An 18,208-nucleotide genomic window follows, 5' to 3' on the forward strand; every position below is an offset into this window, starting at 1 on the left:
GCCTTCAAAGGCTTTTGCCCGGACCCGTGCGCGGGATAGTTTATCTGATGCGGTGCCTCTGCTATAGCGGCGCCACGTTTACCCAAGGAGAGAAGGCCATGGCCCACAAGGTGTTCATCGACGGCGAGGCTGGCACGACCGGCCTGCAGATCCGCGAGCGGCTGGAGCAGCGCGCGGACATCACGCTCGTTCAGGTGGACCCGGCTCGACGCAAGGACGCCGGCGCGCGCTCCGAGGCGCTGGCCGAGGCCGATGTGGCCATTCTCTGCCTGCCCGACGATGCGGCGCGCGAGACCGTGACGCTGGCCGAGCCGCATGGCACCAAGATCATCGACGCCTCGACCGCGCATCGCGTCGCCGAGGGCTGGGTCTTCGGCTTTGCCGAGATGGCCGAGGGCCAGCGCGAGGCCATTGCGGCGGCGCAGTATGTCTCGAACCCCGGCTGCTGGTCGACCTGCGCCATCGCGCTCATTCGCCCGCTCGTCGGCGCCGGCCTCATCGACCCGGCCTCGGCCCCGGCGATCTCGGGCGTTTCGGGCTACACCGGCGGCGGCAAGGGCATGATCGCCGAGTACGAGAGCGGCGAGACCTCTGGCTCGTTCCTCTATGGTGCGTCGCAGGGCCACAAGCACCTGCCGGAAATCGTCAAGCACGGTCTGCTGAGCGCGGTGCCGCTCTTCGTGCCCTCAGTCGGCGCCTACGCACAGGGCATGGCGGTCGCGGTGCAGCTGCCGGCGATGGGTACGGATGGGATGGAAGCGGCAGAAGCCGCGCTCAAGGCGGCCTATGCCGGCGAGCGCTTCGTGTCGGTGGTTGATGCCTCGGTGCACGCGCCGCGCGTCATGCCGCAGCGGCTGAACGGCACCAATACGCTGGAGCTGTCGGTGCACGGCAACCCGGCAACCGGCGCGGTGACGCTGATTGGCGTGCTCGACAATCTCGGCAAGGGCGCCTCGGGCGCGGCGGTGCAGAACCTCAACATCATGCTCGGCTGCGACGAGGCGGCGGGGCTGCAAGCCGGGACGGCCGCGGCGGCCTGATGGCGTAAGGAGGGGCGCTGCCCCTCTTGGCCTGCGGCCAATGCACCCGGCGTGTTTGGACATGGAAAGAGGGCGCGGACCACGGGGGCCGCGCCTTTTTTCGTTTGCGCAGAGGGGGCGTGAGGTGGCGCAGACCGCAAAAAAAGCGCGGCGCCCCTCGGGGAGCGCCGCGCCGGATGTCCGGAGATGCCGGAGCGGTCAGGTGTTGAACAGGAAGTGCAGCACGTCGCCATCCTTGACCACGTAGCTCTTGCCCTCGGCGCGCATCTTGCCCGCTTCCTTGGCGCCCTGTTCGCCCTTGGCGGCGACGTAGTCGTCATAGGCGATGGTCTCGGCGCGGATGAAGCCACGCTCGAAGTCGCCATGGATCACGCCGGCGGCCTGCGGCGCCGCGGTTCCGTGCTTGATCGTCCAGGCGCGGGCTTCCTTGGGGCCGACGGTGAAATAGGTCTCGAGGTGCAGCAGCTCGTAGCCGGCGCGGATCAGCCGGTCGAGCCCGGCCTCTTCGAGGCCCAGTTCCGACAGGAACATCTCGGCTTCCTCAGCGTCGAGCTGGCTGATCTCTTCCTCGATCTTGGCGGATATGACCACGTGGCTGTTGCCCTGCGCAGCGGCCATCTCGGCGACCTTTGCCGAGAGCGCGTTGCCGGTGGCGGCCTCGCTTTCGTCGACGTTGCAGACGTAGAGCACCGGCTTGGAGGTCAGCAGCTGCAGCATGCGCCACTGCTTGAGGTCCTCGGCATCGACCTCGACGAGGCGCGCTGGCTTGCCCTGCTCGAGCATCGCCATGGCGTCCTTCATCAGGCGCTCCTGCTGGACCGCCTCCTTGTCGCCGCCGCGCACCTTGCGCACGATGTTCTGCAGGCGCTTTTCCAGGCTCTCCATGTCGGCGATGATCAGCTCGGTCTCGATGGTCTCGGCATCGGCGACCGGATCGACGCGGCCGTCGACATGGGTGACGTCGTCATCCTCGAAGCAGCGCAGCACGTGGGCGATGGCGTCGGTCTCGCGGATGTTGGCGAGGAACTGGTTGCCGAGGCCCTCGCCTTTCGACGCACCCTTCACCAGCCCGGCGATGTCGACGAAGGTCATCCGGGTGGGGATGATCTGCTTCGAGCCGGCAATTTCAGCGAGCGTGTCGAGCCGCGGATCGGGCACGGCGACGTCGCCGACGTTGGGCTCGATCGTGCAGAAGGGGAAGTTGGCCGCCTGTGCGGCGGCGGTCTTGGTCAGGGCGTTGAACAGCGTCGATTTGCCCACGTTGGGCAGACCCACGATCCCCATGCGAAATCCCATGTCGTGCTCCTTGGCTCGGGCTTGGCGTATGATCGCGCCGCTTCTAGTCGCCGTCCGCGCCCCTTGCAAGCGCGAGGCCCGACAGATGCGGCACCTGGCGGTGCCAGAAGCGCCAGTAGAGCAGCGCCGAAGCCAGCCCGAGGCCGAAGCTCAGCCCCATCCAGACCCCGCCCGCGCCGAAACCGAGCGGGAAGCCCAGCACATAGGCTGCCGGCATGCCGACAATCCAGTAGGAGACGGCGGCGATCAGCATCGGTGCGCGGGTGTCCTTCATGCCGCGCAGCACGCCCAGCACGATCACCTGGACCGAGTCGACCAGTTGGAAGATCGCGGCCATGGCCAGCAGCAGCGAGCCGAGGCGCAGGATCTCATTGTGATGGGGGTCTTCGGCCGACAGGAAGAGGTTGATCAGCGTCTCGGGGATGCCGAGGAAGAGAATCACGGTGATTACCACGATCCCGAGAGACAGGATCTGTGCGGCGACCGTGCTGCGGGTGAGGAACGACAGATCGCTCCGGCCCATGGCCTGTCCGGCGCGCACGGTGGCGACGTTCGACAGCCCCAGGTGCACCATGAAGATCGCGCCCGAGAGCTGCATGGCGATGCCATGCGCGGCCAGCGGCACGGTGCCGAGCCAGCCGACCATCACCGCGGTGGCGGCGAAAAGGCCGACCTCGGCCAGCGTGGTCAGCCCGATCGGCCAGCCGAGGTGGAACACCTCGCGCAGCATCTCCATGTCGGGGCGCCAGAAATGGAACCAGATCTGGTGCTCGGGCAGTTGCAGCCGGGCGTAGATGACAACTCCGGCGAAGGCGGCGCCATGGGCGAAGAGCGAGGCGATGGCGGCGCCGGTGATCCCGAGTTCCGGCGCGCCCCAGTTGCCGAAGATCAGCGCGTAGTTGGCCAGCCCGTTGACCACCGCGGCGGCCACGGTGATCCAGAGCACCGCGCGGGTGTGCTCGAGCGCGGCGAGGTAGCTCTTGAAGACCATGACGCCGAGGGCCGGTAGCAGCCCGACGCCGGCGATGCGCAGGTAGGTCTGGGCGTTGGCGGCGACCAGCTCGGTCTGGCCGAGCAGCAGCAGAAGCGGCCTTGAGTACCAGAACAGCGGCAGCGCCAAGAGGAAGAAGGCAATCGACAGCCAGAGCGCCATGCGCGTGGTGCGGCGCACGTTCGGCTCGTCGCCGCGCGCGGCATATTGCGCGACCATCGGCATGACGGCGAAGGCAAAGCCCGATCCGAAGAGGAAGAGCACCGAGAAGACCGTCATCGAAAGGCTCAGCGCGGCAAGTTCGGGCACCCCGTAGCGGCCCATCATCACCATGTCGGTCAGGCCGATGGTGAGCTGCGCCAAATGGCCGCCGATCAGCGGCAGGCCCATCATCAGAACGGCGCGGATGTGGGCGGAATAGGGGAGAACTTGCGACATAATTGGGCTTTAGAAGGCGGTCGGGCTTCGCGCAACCTCAGAGTGAGCCGAGCAGCAGTTGCCCCGCCAGAAGTGTGACCAAAGCGCCCGCCGCGGTCTCGAGCAGGGCCAGCGCGCGGGGCATGCCAGGGCCGATGGCGTGGCGCGTGAGCGCGCCTTCGCGCAGCGTGACAGAGGCGAGGGCGACGACGAGCGTCACGCTCGCGGTGCCGAGCCCCATGGCAAAGGCGCCAAGGATGCCGGCGCCGGCGATGCCCATGCGCCAGGTGAGGATCAACAGGAAAAGCGCGCCGGTGCAGGGGCGAAGGGCGATGGCCCCGACCAGCAGCAGCGCGTCTCGGAGCGAGTGGACCTTCTGCGCCTGCTCGAGGCTCGGGCCATGGGCATGGCCGCAGCTCGGGCAGAGGTCGTCGTGGTCGTGGTTGTGATGAGCGTGCGGCCGGGGCACCGCCCGCAGCCTGCGCGCCCCACGCAGCAGCAGCCAGAGGCCGATTGCTGCGATCGCGGCGTAGCTGGCCGGGGCGAACCAGTCCTCGGCCGCCGCAGTCATCCGTTCGCGGCCCCAGCCCAGCAGGCCGACCCCGGCGTAGACCAGCAGCACTGCTGCGGCCGCCTGGGCAAGGCTCGATGTCACCGCCAGAACCGAGAGCCGCCAGAGCGCCACCCGCCGGCCGAGCCCGTAGCCGCCAATCAGCAGCTTGCCATGGCCGGGCCCCGCCGCGTGGAAGAAACCGTAGCCAAAACAGACCGTCATCAGCGCAAGAAGCGCACCCGGCTCGCCCGCGCGCAGCGCCCGCAGACCCCGCGCCATGGCGTTCTGCGCCTCGCGCTGGCCCTCGATGGCCACGAGCGCGATCCGCTCTGCGCCGCCGAAGCCCCAGAGCCAGATGGCCAGACCCAGCACCGCGAGCGCTGCGAGGGTCAGGAGCCGGCGCATGTCACCTCGATGCGATCGGCAAAATTCCGGCCGGGTTCGATTTCGAGGAACTGGTCTTCGGGGATCTGCGCCAGCTCGGCCTGCATCTTCTTCGCGGCCGCGTCGAGATCGGGCTTGCGCACCTCCGCGCGGCAGGGGGCGGGGAGGGTGATCGGCAGGCTGGCCTCGAAGGCGATATAGTAGGTCGGATCATAGGGCTCGATCACCAGCCCCTCGGCGGGGGCGGGGGTTACGCTGCGGCGGTGCACCGAGGTGATCCGCCCGTCGTCGATCGCCACGGAGACGAACTCGGGCGCGCCGAGCTCCAGCTTCGCGCCGCCGGAATACATATAGAGGTCACCCTCGAAACCCTCGTACCAATTGTCGAGATCGAAGCGTTCCAGCGCGGTCAGCTCGGCCGCGGTCAGCGCACCGTCGCCGTCGGGGTCGAGCCCCATGTCCTCGAGGATCAACAGCGAGAAGAAATCGTCGTAGCGCCACGTGACCTCCACCGAGGTGACCCGCCGGTCCGCACCGACGTCCAGCGCCAGCCCGACGTCGGCGAAAACATGCGGGTGCGCGAGTGCCTGTGCACCGATGCTGATCCCGGCCATGGCAATGCAGAGCATCGCGACTCGTCGCGGCCCGGCGGAGCGATGAAGTCTTAGTTTACCTAAGGGCATGCCATTTCCCGTGGTCATGTTAGGCTGGCCATATTTGAGACATGATTCCATTAGGAAGTTTTTTTATGGCTAGTTTGATTGATCTGACGGCGTTCGCGCCCCAGGCCCGGCGTTTTCTGACCGAACTCGAAGCAAACAACGATCGCGCGTGGTTCAGCGCCAACAAGCAGCGCTACGACAGCGAGGTCAAGCGCCCGGCGGAGCTTATGATCGCGCAGATCACCCCCGAGCTCGAAATCCTGAGCGGAGACCTGCCTAGACCGAAACTCTTCCGCCCGCAGCGCGACGTGCGCTACAGCGACGACAAGCAGCCCTTTCACACGCATCTGCACGCGCTCTGGTCCCTGCCGGACGGGCGGGCCTGGTATTTCGCGCTGTCGAAGGATTACGCCACCGCGGGCGCGGGTATCCTCGCTTTCGACGGCCGTAGGATGCTGGCTTGGCAGGCAGCGCTGATGGGGCCGGAGGGCGACGAGCTGGAGCGGATCATCGCGCGCAGCGGCGCGCGGATCGATCCGGCGCCCAGCCCGACCTCCGAGGTGCCGCCGGGGCCGCGGGCCAAGCTGATGCGCCGCCCGGGCTGCGTGCTTTGGATCGACGATATATATGAGGATCTGGCGCCCGACCCGGTGGCGACGCTGCTTCAGTGCTATACCCGGCTGCAGCCGTTGCAGGACTGGCTCGGCACACGTCTCTGAGCGTGCCGCTCAGGCGCCGTTGCCCGGCCCCGGCGTGGCGCCGAGGATATGGTCGGAGCGGTGAATGACGTGCCCCGCGCCGCCGACGATGAGCGGATCGGGCGGCGTGGCGATGCGGTGGTCCTTGCCGGGATAGTCCAGCGTCGACAGGAAGTGCCGCATGCAGTCGAGCCGGGCGCGTTTCTTGTCGTCGGATTTCACCACGGTCCAGGGCGCGTCGGCGGTGTCTGTGTAGAAGAACATCGCCTCCTTCGCCTCGGTGTAATCGTCCCACTTGTCGAGGCTCGCCTTGTCGATGGGCGAGAGCTTCCATTGCTTTAGCGGGTCGGTCTCGCGGCTCTGGAAACGGGCCTTCTGCTCGTCGCGGGTGACCGAGAACCAGTACTTGTAGAGCCGGATCCCCGAGCGCACGAGCATCCGTTCCAGTTCCGGGGTCTGGCGCATGAACTCGAGGTACTCGTTGGGCTCGCAGAACCCCATGACCCGCTCGACCCCGGCCCGGTTGTACCACGAGCGGTCGTAGAGCACGATTTCGCCTGCGGTGGGCAGGTGCTCGACATAGCGCTGGAAATACCATTGCCCGCGCTCCTGCTCGCTGGGCTTGTTCAGCGCAACGACGCGCGCGTGGCGGGGGTTGAGATGCTCGGTGAAGCGCTTGATCGTGCCGCCCTTGCCGGCGGCGTCGCGGCCCTCGAAGAGCAGCACGAACTTCTGCCCAGTCTGCAAGGCCCAGAGCTGCACCTTCAGCAACTCGGCTTGCAATCGCGCCTTTTGCACCTCGTAGCCGCGCCGGGCCATTTTCTTGGCGTAGGGGTATTCGCCGGTCTCGAAGGCGCGGCGGATCTCGTCCTGCGTGGGTCCGTGCCGATGGGCCGCGTGCAGCGGCGCCTGCCGTGGCATGGACCCGGACGGCAGGGCCGGCGCCGGTTGCGGGTCGGCGCCGGGCACGTCAGGCTCTTCGGGTCCAGAGGCTTTCGGCATCTCGGTCATGGCGGATCCCTTCGCTCGGGGGACGGTGTCAGCCTGCGCCCTGCCATGCGCCCTGTCAAACCCGGCGGGGCGATCAGCCTGCAAGCTCGCTGCGCCAGTCGTGCTTTGGCGAAAACCCGAGCATGCGCTTGGCCTTGGCATTGCTGTAGAAGGCCTGGCGCGGCTGCATCGGGCTCTTCACCGGCACCCCGTCATAGAACCGCGCGCGGATCTCTTCGTTGTCCTGCGGCACCGCCAGATCGTCGTTGGCTACGTTGAAGATCTGGAAGCCGAGCCCATCCACCTCGAGGCAGCGGCTGACCATCTGGGCCAGGTCGCGCACGTCGATGTACCCGAAGATGTTGCGCAGCCGCGGGGCGGGGTCGTCGGCATAGGCTGGAAAATTGCGGTGGTAGTCCTCGATCTCGCAGACGTTTGAGATGCGCAGCCCGTAGATGTCCTGCCCGCTGCGGCGCTGGATGCCGCGCGCGGTGACCTCGCCCGCGACCTTCGACAATGCGTAGGCGTCTTCGGGGATCACCGGGTGCTCCTCGTCGATGGGCAGATACTCGGGCTTGCGGTCGCCCCGCGCGAAGCAGACGCCATAGGCCGTTTCCGAGCTGGCGAAGACCACCTTGGGAATGCCGAGCGTCGCCGCCGCCTCCAGCACGTTGTAGGTCGAGAGCGTGTTGACCCGGTAGGTCTCGCAATCGGGCTTGATGAGGATGCGGGCGAGGGCGCCGAAATGCACCACGGCATCGAACTTGAGCGGGCCGGTGGTGTCGAGCTCGTCGAAGCCCGCAAGCGAGGTCATCGCGCCGAAGACCTGCCCGGGGTCGGTCAACTCGGTGATCAGGTCGTGCACGCCCGGATGGCCCAGCGGTGCGAGGTCCGCGTTGAGGATGCTGTGACCCTCTTCGGCAAGATGCCGTACCACGTGCCGCCCCGCCTTGCCGCTCCCGCCGGTGAACAGAATGCGCATGTCGTCCTCCCTCTTTCTCTGGCCACACCATCCCGAGCAAATCCGCGAAGGTCCAGAGGGGGGCGGTCGATTTTCACCCCATTGATTTTCCCGGACGTATCCGGCACAGGTTTCGCGACATTCCGGAGGTCGCCGCGCCTTTCGCCAGTGACCCGCCTCTGAAGGGAAGGACCGCCATGACCCGTATCGACGCCAAGTTCGCCGCGCTGAAGGCCGAGGGGAAGAAGGGCTTCGTTGCCTACGTGATGGCCGGGGACCCGGATTACGACAGCTCGCTCGAGCTTGTGCGCGGTCTGCCGGGTGCCGGCGTCGACGTGATCGAGCTGGGCTTGCCCTTCACCGATCCCATGGCCGATGGCGAGACCATCCAGCTCGCCGGCCAGCGCGCGCTCGAGGCGGGCATGACGCTGAACCGCACGCTGCAGCTCGTGCGCGACTTCCGCACTGGCGACGAAACCACCCCGATCGTGCTGATGGGGTATTACAACCCGATCTACAGCCACGGCGTCGACCGCTTCCTTGTCGAGGCGCGCGAGGCTGGCATCGACGGTCTGATCATCGTCGACCTGCCACCCGAAGAGGACGAGGAGCTCTGCATCCCGGCGCAAAAGGCAGGACTCAATTTCATCCGCCTTGCGACGCCCACCACCGACGACAAGCGCCTGCCCAAGGTGCTGCAGAACACCTCGGGCTTCGTCTACTACGTCTCGATCACCGGCATCACCGGCGCCGCCGCGGCGCAGGCGACCGACGTCGGCCCCGAGGTCGCGCGGATCAAGGCCGGCACCGACCTGCCGATCATCGTCGGCTTCGGCATCCGCACACCGGAAGCCGCCGAGAGCATCGCCTCCGTCGCCGACGGCTGCGTCGTCGGCTCGGCCATCGTCGGGGCCATGGCCGAGGGCAAGCCCGTCTCGGAGGTGCTGGCCTTTGTGAAGTCCCTCGCCGACGGGGCCCACCGCGCCTGAGCGCCGCACTGCGCCACCTGAAAGCCGCGCCGGTTGCCGTGCGCGGCTTTTGCATGTCTGCCGCCCCGTGCGACGTTAGGCCCCGGAATTTTCCACCACCCGGTGTGCCGCGCGAAATTGCGGGCAATAAATACTGGAATCCGGCATCAGGGTTCTATCAGGCCCTGACGCGGAAAAACTCTCGAAAGGGCTTTGCCTTGGTATTTGCGCGCGGTTTGAAGCGCTTTGCTAAAAGGTTGACGCAACCAGGAGTGGTGTCTTTCCAAGGGCAGTTCGCTCCAGGCTGAATAAATGCCCGTCGAACGTTCATGGTAGAGAGACTCGACCAGCGCCGCGTAGTCGGCGCTGGCAAAGGCGCTGACATGCCTGCGGACGAGATGAAGGTCGGCCACCGGGTAGACACCCTCGAGGTCGATCATCGAGGATTGCCCTTGCCACTCCAGCGTATGAGCCTGCCCGAACTGAACCGCGAAATACTGTGTCTCGACGGTGCGCCGCGCCACGAGGTCGAAGAAATCATTGTTCCTTTTCGTGGGCTTGACGCATTCGTCCATGACATAGCCCCGACAGAGCCCGTCCGAAACGATCAGGGCCCGCAGCGCTGGCACGGTCGAGGTGTCGTAAAAGCCGCTTTGAAGCGCGCCGAGCAGATTGTCCCGGCGAACGTGATTGCGGTTCCACACCTTGTAGAAGAGCCGATTGCCGGTCGCGGAGGCCCCGCGACGGGTCGAAAAGACCCAGCGGGAATGATCCTGTGTACCGTATTGCGCCCTGACGACCTTTTGCACGTCCAATGTTCGAAAATTAATTTGAGACAATTCAATGGTCTCAATCTGCATGTGCCACTCCGGTACACAAAAATAAAAAAATGCTACGTGGTCCATATTCCAGCTGTCAAGATATCCCGCGCGAGCCGTAAGGGAGACGCGCTAATATCCGGCGTTGCTGTCACGCAAAGGTTTGCGAGAGTGAAGGTCGCGCGTGTGGCGGAGCCCGCCGCGCGGAGGAACATCGCTCCTGCCGAAACCCCAACCCGAGGGTGCGCGGCTGACGCCCGCCGTTGCCGGGGAGCGGCCACACCGATTGACTCTCCCACGCGCAGACGTCATCCTCATTTGGTATACCATTTTGCGGGGGGAGCGCTTTGGCAGAGATCACGGTGATCGGGCTCGGCTCGATGGGCATGGGTATGGCGCAGTCGCTGCTGCGTGCCGGGCACGTTGTGCACGGGCTGGATATTTCAACCGAACGCACGGCGGCCTTCGAGGCCGAGGGCGGCGCGCCGGGCAGTCTCGCCGAGGCGCTGGGCGCGAGCTCGGTGCTGGTCTGCGTGGTGCTCAATGCGGCGCAAACGCGCGAGGTGCTCTTCGGTCCGGGCGGCGCGGCGGAACATCTGGCCGAGGGCGCGGCGATCATTTCCTGCGCCACCATCGCGCCAAGCCAGGCGCGCGAATTGGCCGAAATGGCCTCGGCGAAAGGCTTGCACTACCTCGACGCGCCGATCTCCGGCGGGGCGATCAAGGCGGCGCAGGGGCAGCTCTCGGTCATGGCCTCGGGCACGCCGGAGGCCTTTGAGGCCGCCGCGCCCGCGCTCGACGCCATGGCCGCCACCGTGCACCGGCTCGGCGACGCGGCCGGCGCGGGCAGCGCGATGAAGGCGGTGAACCAGCTTCTCGCGGGCGTGCATATCGCCGCCATGGGCGAGGCGATGGCGCTCGGCATCAGCCAGGGGCTCGACCCGGCGCGCATCGTCGAGGTGATCTCGGCCTCCGCCGGCACCAGCTGGATGTTCGAGAATCGCGGCCCGCATGTGGTCGAGGGCGATTACACGCCGCGCTCGGCGGTCAATATCTGGCCCAAGGATCTCGGCATCGTCGGCGGCATCGCGGGCGAGGCGCAGCTTCCCGTGCCGATGACCGAGGCCGCTCTGTCGCAGTTCAAATCCGCTGCCGAGGCGGGCGACGGGCTGATCGACGATGCCGCAGTGATCAAGGTCTACGCCCGCGCCGCAGGGCTCACCCTGCCGGGAGACGCGTGATGCTGCTGGGCTGTATCGGCGACGATTTCACCGGCTCGAGCGATCTTGGCAACACGCTGGTCAAGCAGGGCATGCGCACCGTCCAATACGTCGGCGTGCCGAAAACCGACGCCGCGCCGGATGTCGAGGCCGGGGTGGTGGCACTCAAGTCGCGCTCCATTCCGGCCGCCGAGGCGGTGAAACTGTCTCTGCAGGCGCTAGAGTGGCTGAAGGCGCAGGGCTGCGAGCAGTTCCTGTTCAAGTATTGCTCGACCTTCGACTCGACGGCCGAGGGCAACATCGGTCCGGTGGCCGAGGCGCTGGCCGATGCCCTGGGCACCCAGAGCGTGATCTTCTGTCCCGCCTTCCCGGCGACGGGGCGGACGATCTACCAGGGCCATCTCTTCGTGCAGGACCGCCTGCTGTCGGAGAGCGGCATGGAAAACCACCCGCTCACACCGATGAAAGACCCGGACCTGCGCCGCGTGCTCGCCGCGCAAGTGTCGCGGGGCGTCGGCCATGTGCCCGCCAGTACGGTGTGGCAGGGGGCCGAGGCGATCCGCGCGAAATTGACGTCCGAGACGGAGGCAGGCCGCGGCTTCGTCATCGCCGATGCTATCCGCGACGAGGATCTCCTGACCTGGGGCAAGGCGCTCGAGGGGACCAAGCTGCTCACCGGCGGCTCGGGCATCGCGCTCGGCCTGCCGGGCAACTTCGCGCTGTCCGGCAAGGCCGGCGCGTGGTCCGGGCAGGGCGGTCAGGTGGTCGCGTTGTCGGGCTCCTGCTCCAACGCCACGCGGGCGCAGGTGGCTGCCCACGGCGGGCCGAAGCGCGAGATCACCGCCGAGGAGGCGCTTGGCGGGCTCGAGGCTGACACTCTCGCCGACTGGGCGCTGGCGCAGGACGGGCTGCCGCTGATCTACTCCTCGGCTGAGCCTGCCACGGTCGCCGCCGCGCAGGAAAAGCATGGTCGCGAAAAGGTCGCCACCGCGCTCGAGGGGCTGTTCGCCCGGACCGCCGCCGTGCTGGCCGCAAGGGGCGTCAAGCGGATCATCAGCGCCGGGGGCGAGACCTCGGGCGCGGTGGTCGAGGCGCTGGCCCCCGAGGCGCTGGAAATCGGCCCCGAGATCGACCCCGGCGTGCCGGTCATGCGCGCCGGCGACATGGTGCTGGCGCTGAAATCCGGCAACTTCGGCGCCGAGGACTTTTTTGCCAAGGCCGCCCGAGTGATGGAGCAGGGGGCATGACCGAGAGCAAGCTGCGCGAGCAGATCTGCGAGATGGCCGCCTCGATGTTCGCGCGCGGACTGACCGGTGGCGCCTCGGGCAATATCTCGGCGCGCACCGAGGACGGCGGTCTGCTGGTCTCGCCCACCGGCTCGAGTTTCGGCAGTCTCGACCCGGCACGGCTCTCGCGTTTCGACGACAGGGGCCAGCTGATCGGCGGCGACCAACCGACCAAGGAAATGCCGCTGCACAGCGCCTTCTACGAGACGCGCGGCAAGACCGGGGCGGTGGTGCATCTGCATTCGACCCACGCCGTCGCTTGGTCGATGATGCCCGATATTGACCCGCAGAACCTGCTGCCGCCGCTCACCGCCTATGCGGTCATGCGGCTCGGCAAGGTACGTCTGCTGCCCTTCTTCGTGCCCGGCGATCCGGCCATGGGCGACGCGGTGCGTGGGCTCGCGGGCAAGCGCTCGGCGGTGGTGCTGGCGAATCACGGCCCCGTGGTGGCGGGCAAGGACCTCGAGGCCGCCGTCTACGCGATGGAAGAGCTCGAGGAGACCGCCAAGCTCGCCTTGCTGCTGAAGGGCCACCAACCGCGCATGCTCACCTCGGGGCAGGTGCAGAAGGTGGTCGACAAGTTTGACGTGGACTGGGACTGAGACATGAAGTTTTCCGCCAATATCGGCTTTCTCTACACCGAGCTGCCGCTGCCCGAGCGCATCCGCGCGGCGGGTCGCGACGGCTTCGACGCGGTGGAGTGCCATTTCCCCTATGACGTGCCGCCCGAGCAGGTGAAGGCCGCGCTCGACGAGACGGGCTTCGACATGCTCGGGCTCAACACCATTCCGGGCGACCCGGCGGCGGGTGATTTCGGCCTCGCCGCCCTGCCTGACCGCCGCGAGGACGCCGCGGCGGCAGTGCGGCAGGCGGTGGCCTATGGTGCGGCGATCGGGGCAAGGAACGTCCATGTGATGGCGGGGCGCACCGATGGCGGGGCCGAGGCCGAGGCGGCCTTCCGCGAGACTCTGAGCCTCGCCTGCGATCTCGCCGGCGCGGCGGGCATGGGGGTGCTGATCGAGCCGATCAACCATCGCGACGTGGCGGGATATCACCTCAGCCGTGTCGAGCATGCCGCCGAGATCATCGAGGCGCTCGGGCGAGACAACCTGCGCATCATGTTCGACTGCTACCACACGCAGATCATGCAGGGCGACCTGACGAAACGCTTCGCCGCGCACCTTCCGATGATCGGCCACGTGCAGATTGCCGCCGTGCCGGACCGCGGCGAGCCCGATGGCGGCGAGATTTGCTTCGAACGCCTGTTGGCCTCTTTCGCCGAGGCCGGGTGGGAGGCGCCGGTGGGCGCGGAATACAAGCCGCGCGGCGGGGATACCAAGGCGGGCCTCGGCTGGCTCGCCCCCCTGCGCGCGGCGCTGGCTTGAGTTGAAAGGGATCGAAGAGATGACGGATGTACTGGCAGTCGGCAAACCCGACCAGATGAGCCGCGCGCCGCTGGCCGAACTGGGCTGGACCCATGTGGAGAGCCTCGACGCCGCGCAGGCGCTGGACGAGGACACGCGCAAGGGCGTGAAGGCAATCGCGTTCTACGGACACAGCCCGTTTGCGGGCGCGCAGATGGACGCCTTCCCGAACCTCGGCCTCATCGCCAATTTCGGCGTCGGCTATGACGCGATCAATGTTCCCGACGCTTCGGCGCGCGGCATCAAGGTGACCAACACGCCCGACGTGCTGAACGACGACGTGGCGGACCTCGCCGTGGCCATGCTGCTCGATTTCTGCCGCGACATGCGCGGCGCCGAGGCACGGGTGCGCTCGGGGGCCTGGGGCAAGGACGGCGCGCATCCGCTGCAGCGCAAGATGAGCGGACAGAAGGCGGGCATCCTCGGCATGGGGCGGATCGGACGCGAGATCGCGGACCGGCTCGCGGCCTTCAAGATGGAGATGCACTACCATTCGCGCTCCGAGAAGGAGACGCCCGGCTGGACCTACCACGCCGATCCCGTCTCGCTGGCACGCGAGGTGGACTTTCTGGTGATCGCCCTCGTCGGCGGTCCGGCCACCGAGGGGTACGTGTCGAAGGAGGTGATCGAGGCGCTGGGACCGACCGGCGTGCTGATCAACATCTCGCGCGGCACGACCGTGGACGAGGAGGCCCTGATCGAGGCGCTGCAGAAGGGCACCATCGAGGGCGCGGGTCTCGACGTGTTCCTCAACGAGCCCAACCCCGACGCGCGCTTCCTGACTCTCGAGAACGCCGTGCTGCAGCCGCATCAGGCCTCGGCCACGCGCGAGACGCGCACCGCCATGGGTCAACTCCAGCGCGACAACATCGCGGCCTTTATCGCTGGCAAGGAACTGCTGACGCCGGTCAACTGAGGCGCAAACTTTCTTTGAAGAGATTTGGCCCCTGCGTGACGCGGGGGCCTTTTCGTTCAGGCCGCGCGGGTGCCGGTCGTGTCGACCCCGGCAAAGCCCGCATCAAGGCGCCGCCACGCCCAGGCGGTCAGCACGATCACGCCCGTAGCCGCCACGTAAAACGGCATCTGCAGCGCCAGGCTGCGCGGCATCACCGCTTCGGCGGCGCTGACCACAAGCCCGGAGGCCAACAGGCCGACCGGCATCATCCCCCAGGCGAAGAGCCGGTAGGTGGCATTGACGCGCCCGAGGATCTCGTCGGGCAGGTGTCGCTGGCGGTAGGAGACCGAGACCGTGTTCCACACCAGCCCGCAGAACTCGAAGGCCGCGAGCACCGCCGCCACCGCCCAGCCGTTCGGCGCCAGCGGCAGCGCGGCGAAGGCCAGCGCCGAGGCGAGCGTCATCCACTGCGCCGAGGCGCCACTGCCCAGCCTGCGCACGATGCGCTCGGCGAAGAACCCGCCCAACACGCCGCCAAGCGCCCCCGCCGCCAGCACCAGACCATAGCCCGAGGCTCCGAGACCGAGGTTCTCCTGCACGTGCAGAACCAGCGCGATGACCACCATCTGGTGCAGCAGGTTCCACACGCCGGTGATCACCGCCAGCAGCCGCAGGAGCGCCGAGCCGCGTAGGAAGGCGAGCCCGTCACCAAGCTCCTTCTTCCAGTCGAGGGTCCCGGTCCGGCGGGGCGTGAATCGACCCTTGAGCGAGTGCATCAGCCCCACGGCAATCAGGAAGCACAGGGCGTTCAGCGCGAAGGGCAACCAGACCACCGAGGCGATGAGGAAGGCCCCGACCGCGGGGCCGAGCAGCGCATTGCCGACCATCTCGACGCTCCAGAGCCGGCCGTTGGCGCGTTCGAGCTTATCATGCGGCACAATGGCCGGCAGCATGGTCTGCGCGGCGCTGTCGCGAAACACCTCTGCGGTGCCCACGAGCAGCGCGCAGCCGAGGAGGGCGGCGAAGAGCGCGGGGTCGGCGGTGCCCGTGTCCGGGGCCGGCGCGAGCGGCAGGGCAAGCCAGATCGTGATCGCCGCCAGCGCAAAGGCGCAGGCGCGCACCACGTCCATGCAAAGGATCAGCCGCCGCCGGTCCACCCGGTCGGTGACCACCCCGGCGGGAAGGGCGAAGAGGAACCACGGCAGCCGCAGGGTGATCGGCATCAGCGTGACCAGCAAGGGATCGCGGGTCAGCAGCGTCGCCAGCCAGGCCCAGACCACCACGGCGACGCCATCGGCGAGATTGGTCATGCCACTGGCAAGTATGAAACGGTGCAGGGGGCTGGGAGGGGAAGGGGTCACGCGGTGTCCTTGGGAAGCTTCAGGTGAGTTGGGACGAGCCTAATTCCTCAAGCCCAGTTGAGGTCAACCCGAAGCCCGCGCGCCGGGACATCTCTTCCGCCTTGCTTCGCGGCAGGGCGGGTGTCCCCGCCCGTGGCGGGGCTCAGCCGAAGATCGCGGGCACCAGCGCACCGCGGGCCTGGATCACCTTGGCGGCAAGGCGCATGGCCTCGGCGGCGGCGTCCTGCGGTGCCATGCCCTGTGCCAGCCCGGCCAGCAGGCCGGCGGCAAAGCTGTCGCCCGCGGCGGTGGTGTCGACCACCTCGGCCACGGTTTCGGCGGCGATCTCGTGCCGCCCGGCCTCGCGCTGCCACAGGTGCAGCGCTGCGCCGCCCTGTTTCACCGCCACCATGTCCGCGCCGCCCTTGCGGTAGCGCTCGATGGTCTCGGAGGGGCTCGCGTCGCCGAAGAGCTCTTCTTCCTCGTCGAAGCTCGGCAGCACGATGTCGGCGGTGCGCGCGCCCATGGTCAGCCCGGCGCGCATCGCCTCAGGGCTTTCCCACAGCCGCGGCCGCAGGTTGGTGTCGAACGACACGATCGCCCCCTTTGAGCGCGCGCGCGCCAGCGCGCCGCAGAAGGCCTCGCGCTGCTTCGGCGGCAGGATCGCCAGCGTGATGCCCGAGAAGTGGATCATGTCGCGACCCTTGAGGATGCCGTCGAGCCAGCCGAGGTCATCGGCCATCAGCTTTGCCGCCGACTGACCGCGCCAGTAGGAAAAGCTGCGCTCGCCGTTCTCGAGCGAGATCATGTAGAGCCCGACGGTGCGGTCGGGAATGCGCCGGATGGTCGAGACATCCACGCCTTCGCCCGAGATGAACTGGAGCATCTCGCTGCTCACCGCATCCTCGCCCACGCAGGTGCCGTAGCTCACCGTCCACTCCTCCGGGAGCAGGCGGCGGGCATACCATGCGGTGTTGAACGTGTCGCCGGCAAAGCCGCGCTTGTAGAGGCCGTCTCCGGCCTGCGACAGTTCCACCATGCATTCTCCGAGGGCGAGGAAAGCGGTCACAGAAGATTTCTCCGGGCAAGGTTACGCATCAGCGCCCCGGTGCCGAAGGTCCATTCCGGGGCCTCGGTGGAGAGCCGGACTGTGTTCTGCAGCGCGCCGAGCGCGGGTTCGGAGATGCTTACAACGTCTCCGACGTGATGTGTAAACCCCTGACCGGGTGCGTCGCGGTCCTCGGTGGGGGCAAAGAGCGTGCCGAGGAACAACAGGAAGCCGTCCGGGTACTGGTGATGCCGCCCGATGGTCTGTGCCACGATGGAGGCCGGATCGCGGCTGATCTGGCTCATCGACGACGCGCCATTGAGGACGAATCCGTCCTCGCCCTTGACCGTCATCGTCAGTTCCGCCTTGCGCACGTCGTCGAGCGTGTAGCTCTCGTCGAAGAGGCGGATGAACGGGCCGATGGCGCAGGAGGCGTTGTTGTCCTTGGCCTTGCCGAGCAGCAGCGCCGAGCGGCCTTCGACGTCGCGCAGGTTGACATCATTGCCCAGCGTCGCGCCGAGGATGTCGCCGCGCGAGTTGATCGCCAGCACGATCTCGGGCTCGGGGTTGTTCCACTTGCTGATCGGATGCAGGCCCACCGTCGCGCCCCAGCCGACCGCCGCCATGGGCTGCGACTTGGTGAAGACCTCGGCGTCCGGACCGATGCCGACCTCGAGGTATTGCGACCACATGCCTTCCTGCTGCAGCACGCGCTTCACCTCCATCGCCTTCTCCGAGCCGGGCTCAATGCCCGAGAGCGAGTCGCCGATGATGGATTTGACCTTGGCGCGGATCGCCTCCGCGGCGTCGGGATCGCCCGCGGCCTGTTCCTCGATCACCCGCTCGACCATCGACTGCGCGAAGGTCACGCCCGAGGCTTTCACCGCCTGCAGATCGCAGGGGGCGAGCAGGTGCAGCACTTCATCGCCCGCGCCCTCGGTCGAGCCCGTCACGAGGTCGGCCAGCGTGCCGATCTCTTCGCCGGTGGCGGCGCGCAGGGTGGCGGCGGGGTTCTCGCTCTCCAGCAGGTCGCGCATGGTGGGAACGGTCTTGCTGGTGATGTCCACCAGCACCTCGCCGCGCAGGGCGACCAGCGCGGGGCCGACGCCGGGGCGCCAGACGCGGCCAACCAGAAGGGCATCGGGGGTGGGGTTGCTCTGTGGCAGCATGGGGGTCTCCTCCGTCTTCAGTCTTTTCTCATGGGTGCTCGGGCGCGG

At 67.6% G+C, this 18,208-nt stretch carries 18 protein-coding genes; 8 read left to right on the forward strand and 10 right to left on the reverse strand.

Annotated elements, in window-relative coordinates; all coding sequences use genetic code 11:
* Positions 1–98 precede the first annotated feature (98 nt).
* Positions 99–1,040: an N-acetyl-gamma-glutamyl-phosphate reductase gene (gene argC, locus G0D83_RS00895; RefSeq protein ID WP_108964713.1), complete on the forward strand. Its 942-nt coding sequence runs from the start codon at positions 99–101 to the stop codon at positions 1,038–1,040.
* A gap of 198 nt (positions 1,041–1,238) precedes the next feature.
* Here argC and ychF read toward each other — a convergent pair whose 3' ends face one another.
* Genes ychF through G0D83_RS00915 form a run of 4 tightly spaced genes read right to left on the reverse strand, consistent with a single transcriptional unit; the run spans position 1,239 to position 5,310 of the window.
* Positions 1,239–2,336, reverse strand: coding sequence for a redox-regulated ATPase YchF (ychF, locus tag G0D83_RS00900; RefSeq protein WP_108964714.1), 1,098 nt, complete (start codon positions 2,334–2,336; stop codon positions 1,239–1,241).
* A 43-nt stretch (positions 2,337–2,379) separates the two neighbouring features.
* Complete coding sequence (locus G0D83_RS00905; RefSeq protein ID WP_164188743.1) at positions 2,380–3,765, reverse strand: MATE family efflux transporter; 1,386 nt, start codon at positions 3,763–3,765, stop codon at positions 2,380–2,382.
* Positions 3,766–3,802: 37 nt separating this feature from the next.
* Positions 3,803–4,702, reverse strand: a complete 900-nt coding sequence (locus G0D83_RS00910; RefSeq protein ID WP_164188745.1) for a nickel/cobalt transporter — start codon at positions 4,700–4,702, stop codon at positions 3,803–3,805.
* Positions 4,687–5,310 carry a DUF1007 family protein gene (locus G0D83_RS00915; RefSeq protein ID WP_164188747.1) on the reverse strand — a complete coding sequence of 208 codons (624 nt, stop codon included), beginning with the start codon at positions 5,308–5,310 and terminating at the stop codon, positions 4,687–4,689. Before G0D83_RS00915 ends, G0D83_RS00910 begins: the two co-directional genes overlap by 16 nt.
* Positions 5,311–5,429: 119 nt before the next feature.
* Between G0D83_RS00915 and G0D83_RS00920 the strand changes: the two genes are divergently transcribed.
* The gene (locus tag G0D83_RS00920) at positions 5,430–6,062 is read left to right on the forward strand and encodes a DUF2461 family protein (protein ID WP_164188749.1); all 633 of its coding nucleotides are present in this window, start codon (positions 5,430–5,432) and stop codon (positions 6,060–6,062) included.
* A gap of 9 nt (positions 6,063–6,071) precedes the next feature.
* Here the strand turns inward: G0D83_RS00920 and ppk2 are convergent, their stop codons facing one another.
* Both ppk2 and G0D83_RS00930 read right to left on the reverse strand, forming a co-directional pair.
* A complete protein-coding gene (gene ppk2, locus G0D83_RS00925) occupies positions 6,072–7,052 on the reverse strand; it encodes a polyphosphate kinase 2 (protein ID WP_164188751.1) in 981 nt (326 codons plus the stop codon).
* 73 nt (positions 7,053–7,125) lie between these two features.
* Complete coding sequence (locus tag G0D83_RS00930) at positions 7,126–8,013, reverse strand: NAD(P)-dependent oxidoreductase (RefSeq protein WP_164188752.1); 888 nt, start codon at positions 8,011–8,013, stop codon at positions 7,126–7,128.
* A gap of 176 nt (positions 8,014–8,189) precedes the next feature.
* Between G0D83_RS00930 and trpA the strand changes: the two genes are divergently transcribed.
* Positions 8,190–8,981 carry a tryptophan synthase subunit alpha gene (gene trpA, locus G0D83_RS00935; protein WP_164188753.1) on the forward strand — a complete coding sequence of 264 codons (792 nt, stop codon included), beginning with the start codon at positions 8,190–8,192 and terminating at the stop codon, positions 8,979–8,981.
* A gap of 146 nt (positions 8,982–9,127) precedes the next feature.
* On the opposite strand, the gene G0D83_RS00940 is transcribed toward trpA, so the two are convergent.
* A complete protein-coding gene (locus tag G0D83_RS00940; protein ID WP_164188754.1) occupies positions 9,128–9,820 on the reverse strand; it encodes a hypothetical protein in 693 nt (230 codons plus the stop codon).
* A 305-nt stretch (positions 9,821–10,125) separates the two neighbouring features.
* On the opposite strand from G0D83_RS00940, the gene ltnD reads away from it, so the two are divergent.
* From ltnD to G0D83_RS00965, 5 genes are read left to right on the forward strand one after another with little or no spacing between them, the layout of a single operon-like run.
* Positions 10,126–11,019, forward strand: coding sequence for an L-threonate dehydrogenase (gene ltnD / locus G0D83_RS00945; protein WP_108964723.1), 894 nt, complete (start codon positions 10,126–10,128; stop codon positions 11,017–11,019).
* Positions 11,019–12,245 carry a 3-oxo-tetronate kinase gene (otnK, locus tag G0D83_RS00950; RefSeq protein ID WP_164188755.1) on the forward strand — a complete coding sequence of 409 codons (1,227 nt, stop codon included), beginning with the start codon at positions 11,019–11,021 and terminating at the stop codon, positions 12,243–12,245. The genes ltnD and otnK overlap by 1 nt, the downstream gene beginning before the upstream one ends.
* Positions 12,242–12,886, forward strand: a complete 645-nt coding sequence (otnC, locus tag G0D83_RS00955; RefSeq protein WP_164188756.1) for a 3-oxo-tetronate 4-phosphate decarboxylase — start codon at positions 12,242–12,244, stop codon at positions 12,884–12,886. The genes otnK and otnC overlap by 4 nt, the downstream gene beginning before the upstream one ends.
* 3 nt (positions 12,887–12,889) lie before the next feature.
* Entirely contained in the window at positions 12,890–13,669 is a 780-nt protein-coding gene (locus G0D83_RS00960) for a hydroxypyruvate isomerase family protein (protein WP_164188757.1), read from the forward strand.
* Positions 13,670–13,688: 19 nt separating this feature from the next.
* A complete protein-coding gene (locus tag G0D83_RS00965; protein WP_164188758.1) occupies positions 13,689–14,624 on the forward strand; it encodes a 2-hydroxyacid dehydrogenase in 936 nt (311 codons plus the stop codon).
* 56 nt (positions 14,625–14,680) lie between these two features.
* On the opposite strand, the gene G0D83_RS00970 is transcribed toward G0D83_RS00965, so the two are convergent.
* The 3 genes from G0D83_RS00970 to G0D83_RS00980 form a co-directional block, all read right to left on the reverse strand.
* Positions 14,681–15,964 carry an MFS transporter gene (locus G0D83_RS00970; protein WP_370457118.1) on the reverse strand — a complete coding sequence of 428 codons (1,284 nt, stop codon included), beginning with the start codon at positions 15,962–15,964 and terminating at the stop codon, positions 14,681–14,683.
* A 142-nt stretch (positions 15,965–16,106) separates the two neighbouring features.
* On the reverse strand, positions 16,107–17,012 hold the full coding sequence (locus tag G0D83_RS00975; RefSeq protein ID WP_164188759.1) for a sugar kinase: 906 nt from the start codon (positions 17,010–17,012) through the stop codon (positions 16,107–16,109).
* Positions 17,009–18,160 (reverse strand): fumarylacetoacetate hydrolase family protein, encoded by a 1,152-nt coding sequence (locus tag G0D83_RS00980; RefSeq protein WP_164188760.1) that lies wholly within the window; start codon positions 18,158–18,160, stop codon positions 17,009–17,011. The genes G0D83_RS00975 and G0D83_RS00980 overlap by 4 nt, the downstream gene beginning before the upstream one ends.
* Positions 18,161–18,208 lie beyond the last annotated feature (48 nt).

The organism is Salipiger sp. PrR003 (assembly GCF_010500785.1).
Taxonomy (GTDB): domain Bacteria; phylum Pseudomonadota; class Alphaproteobacteria; order Rhodobacterales; family Rhodobacteraceae; genus Salipiger; species Salipiger pacificus_A.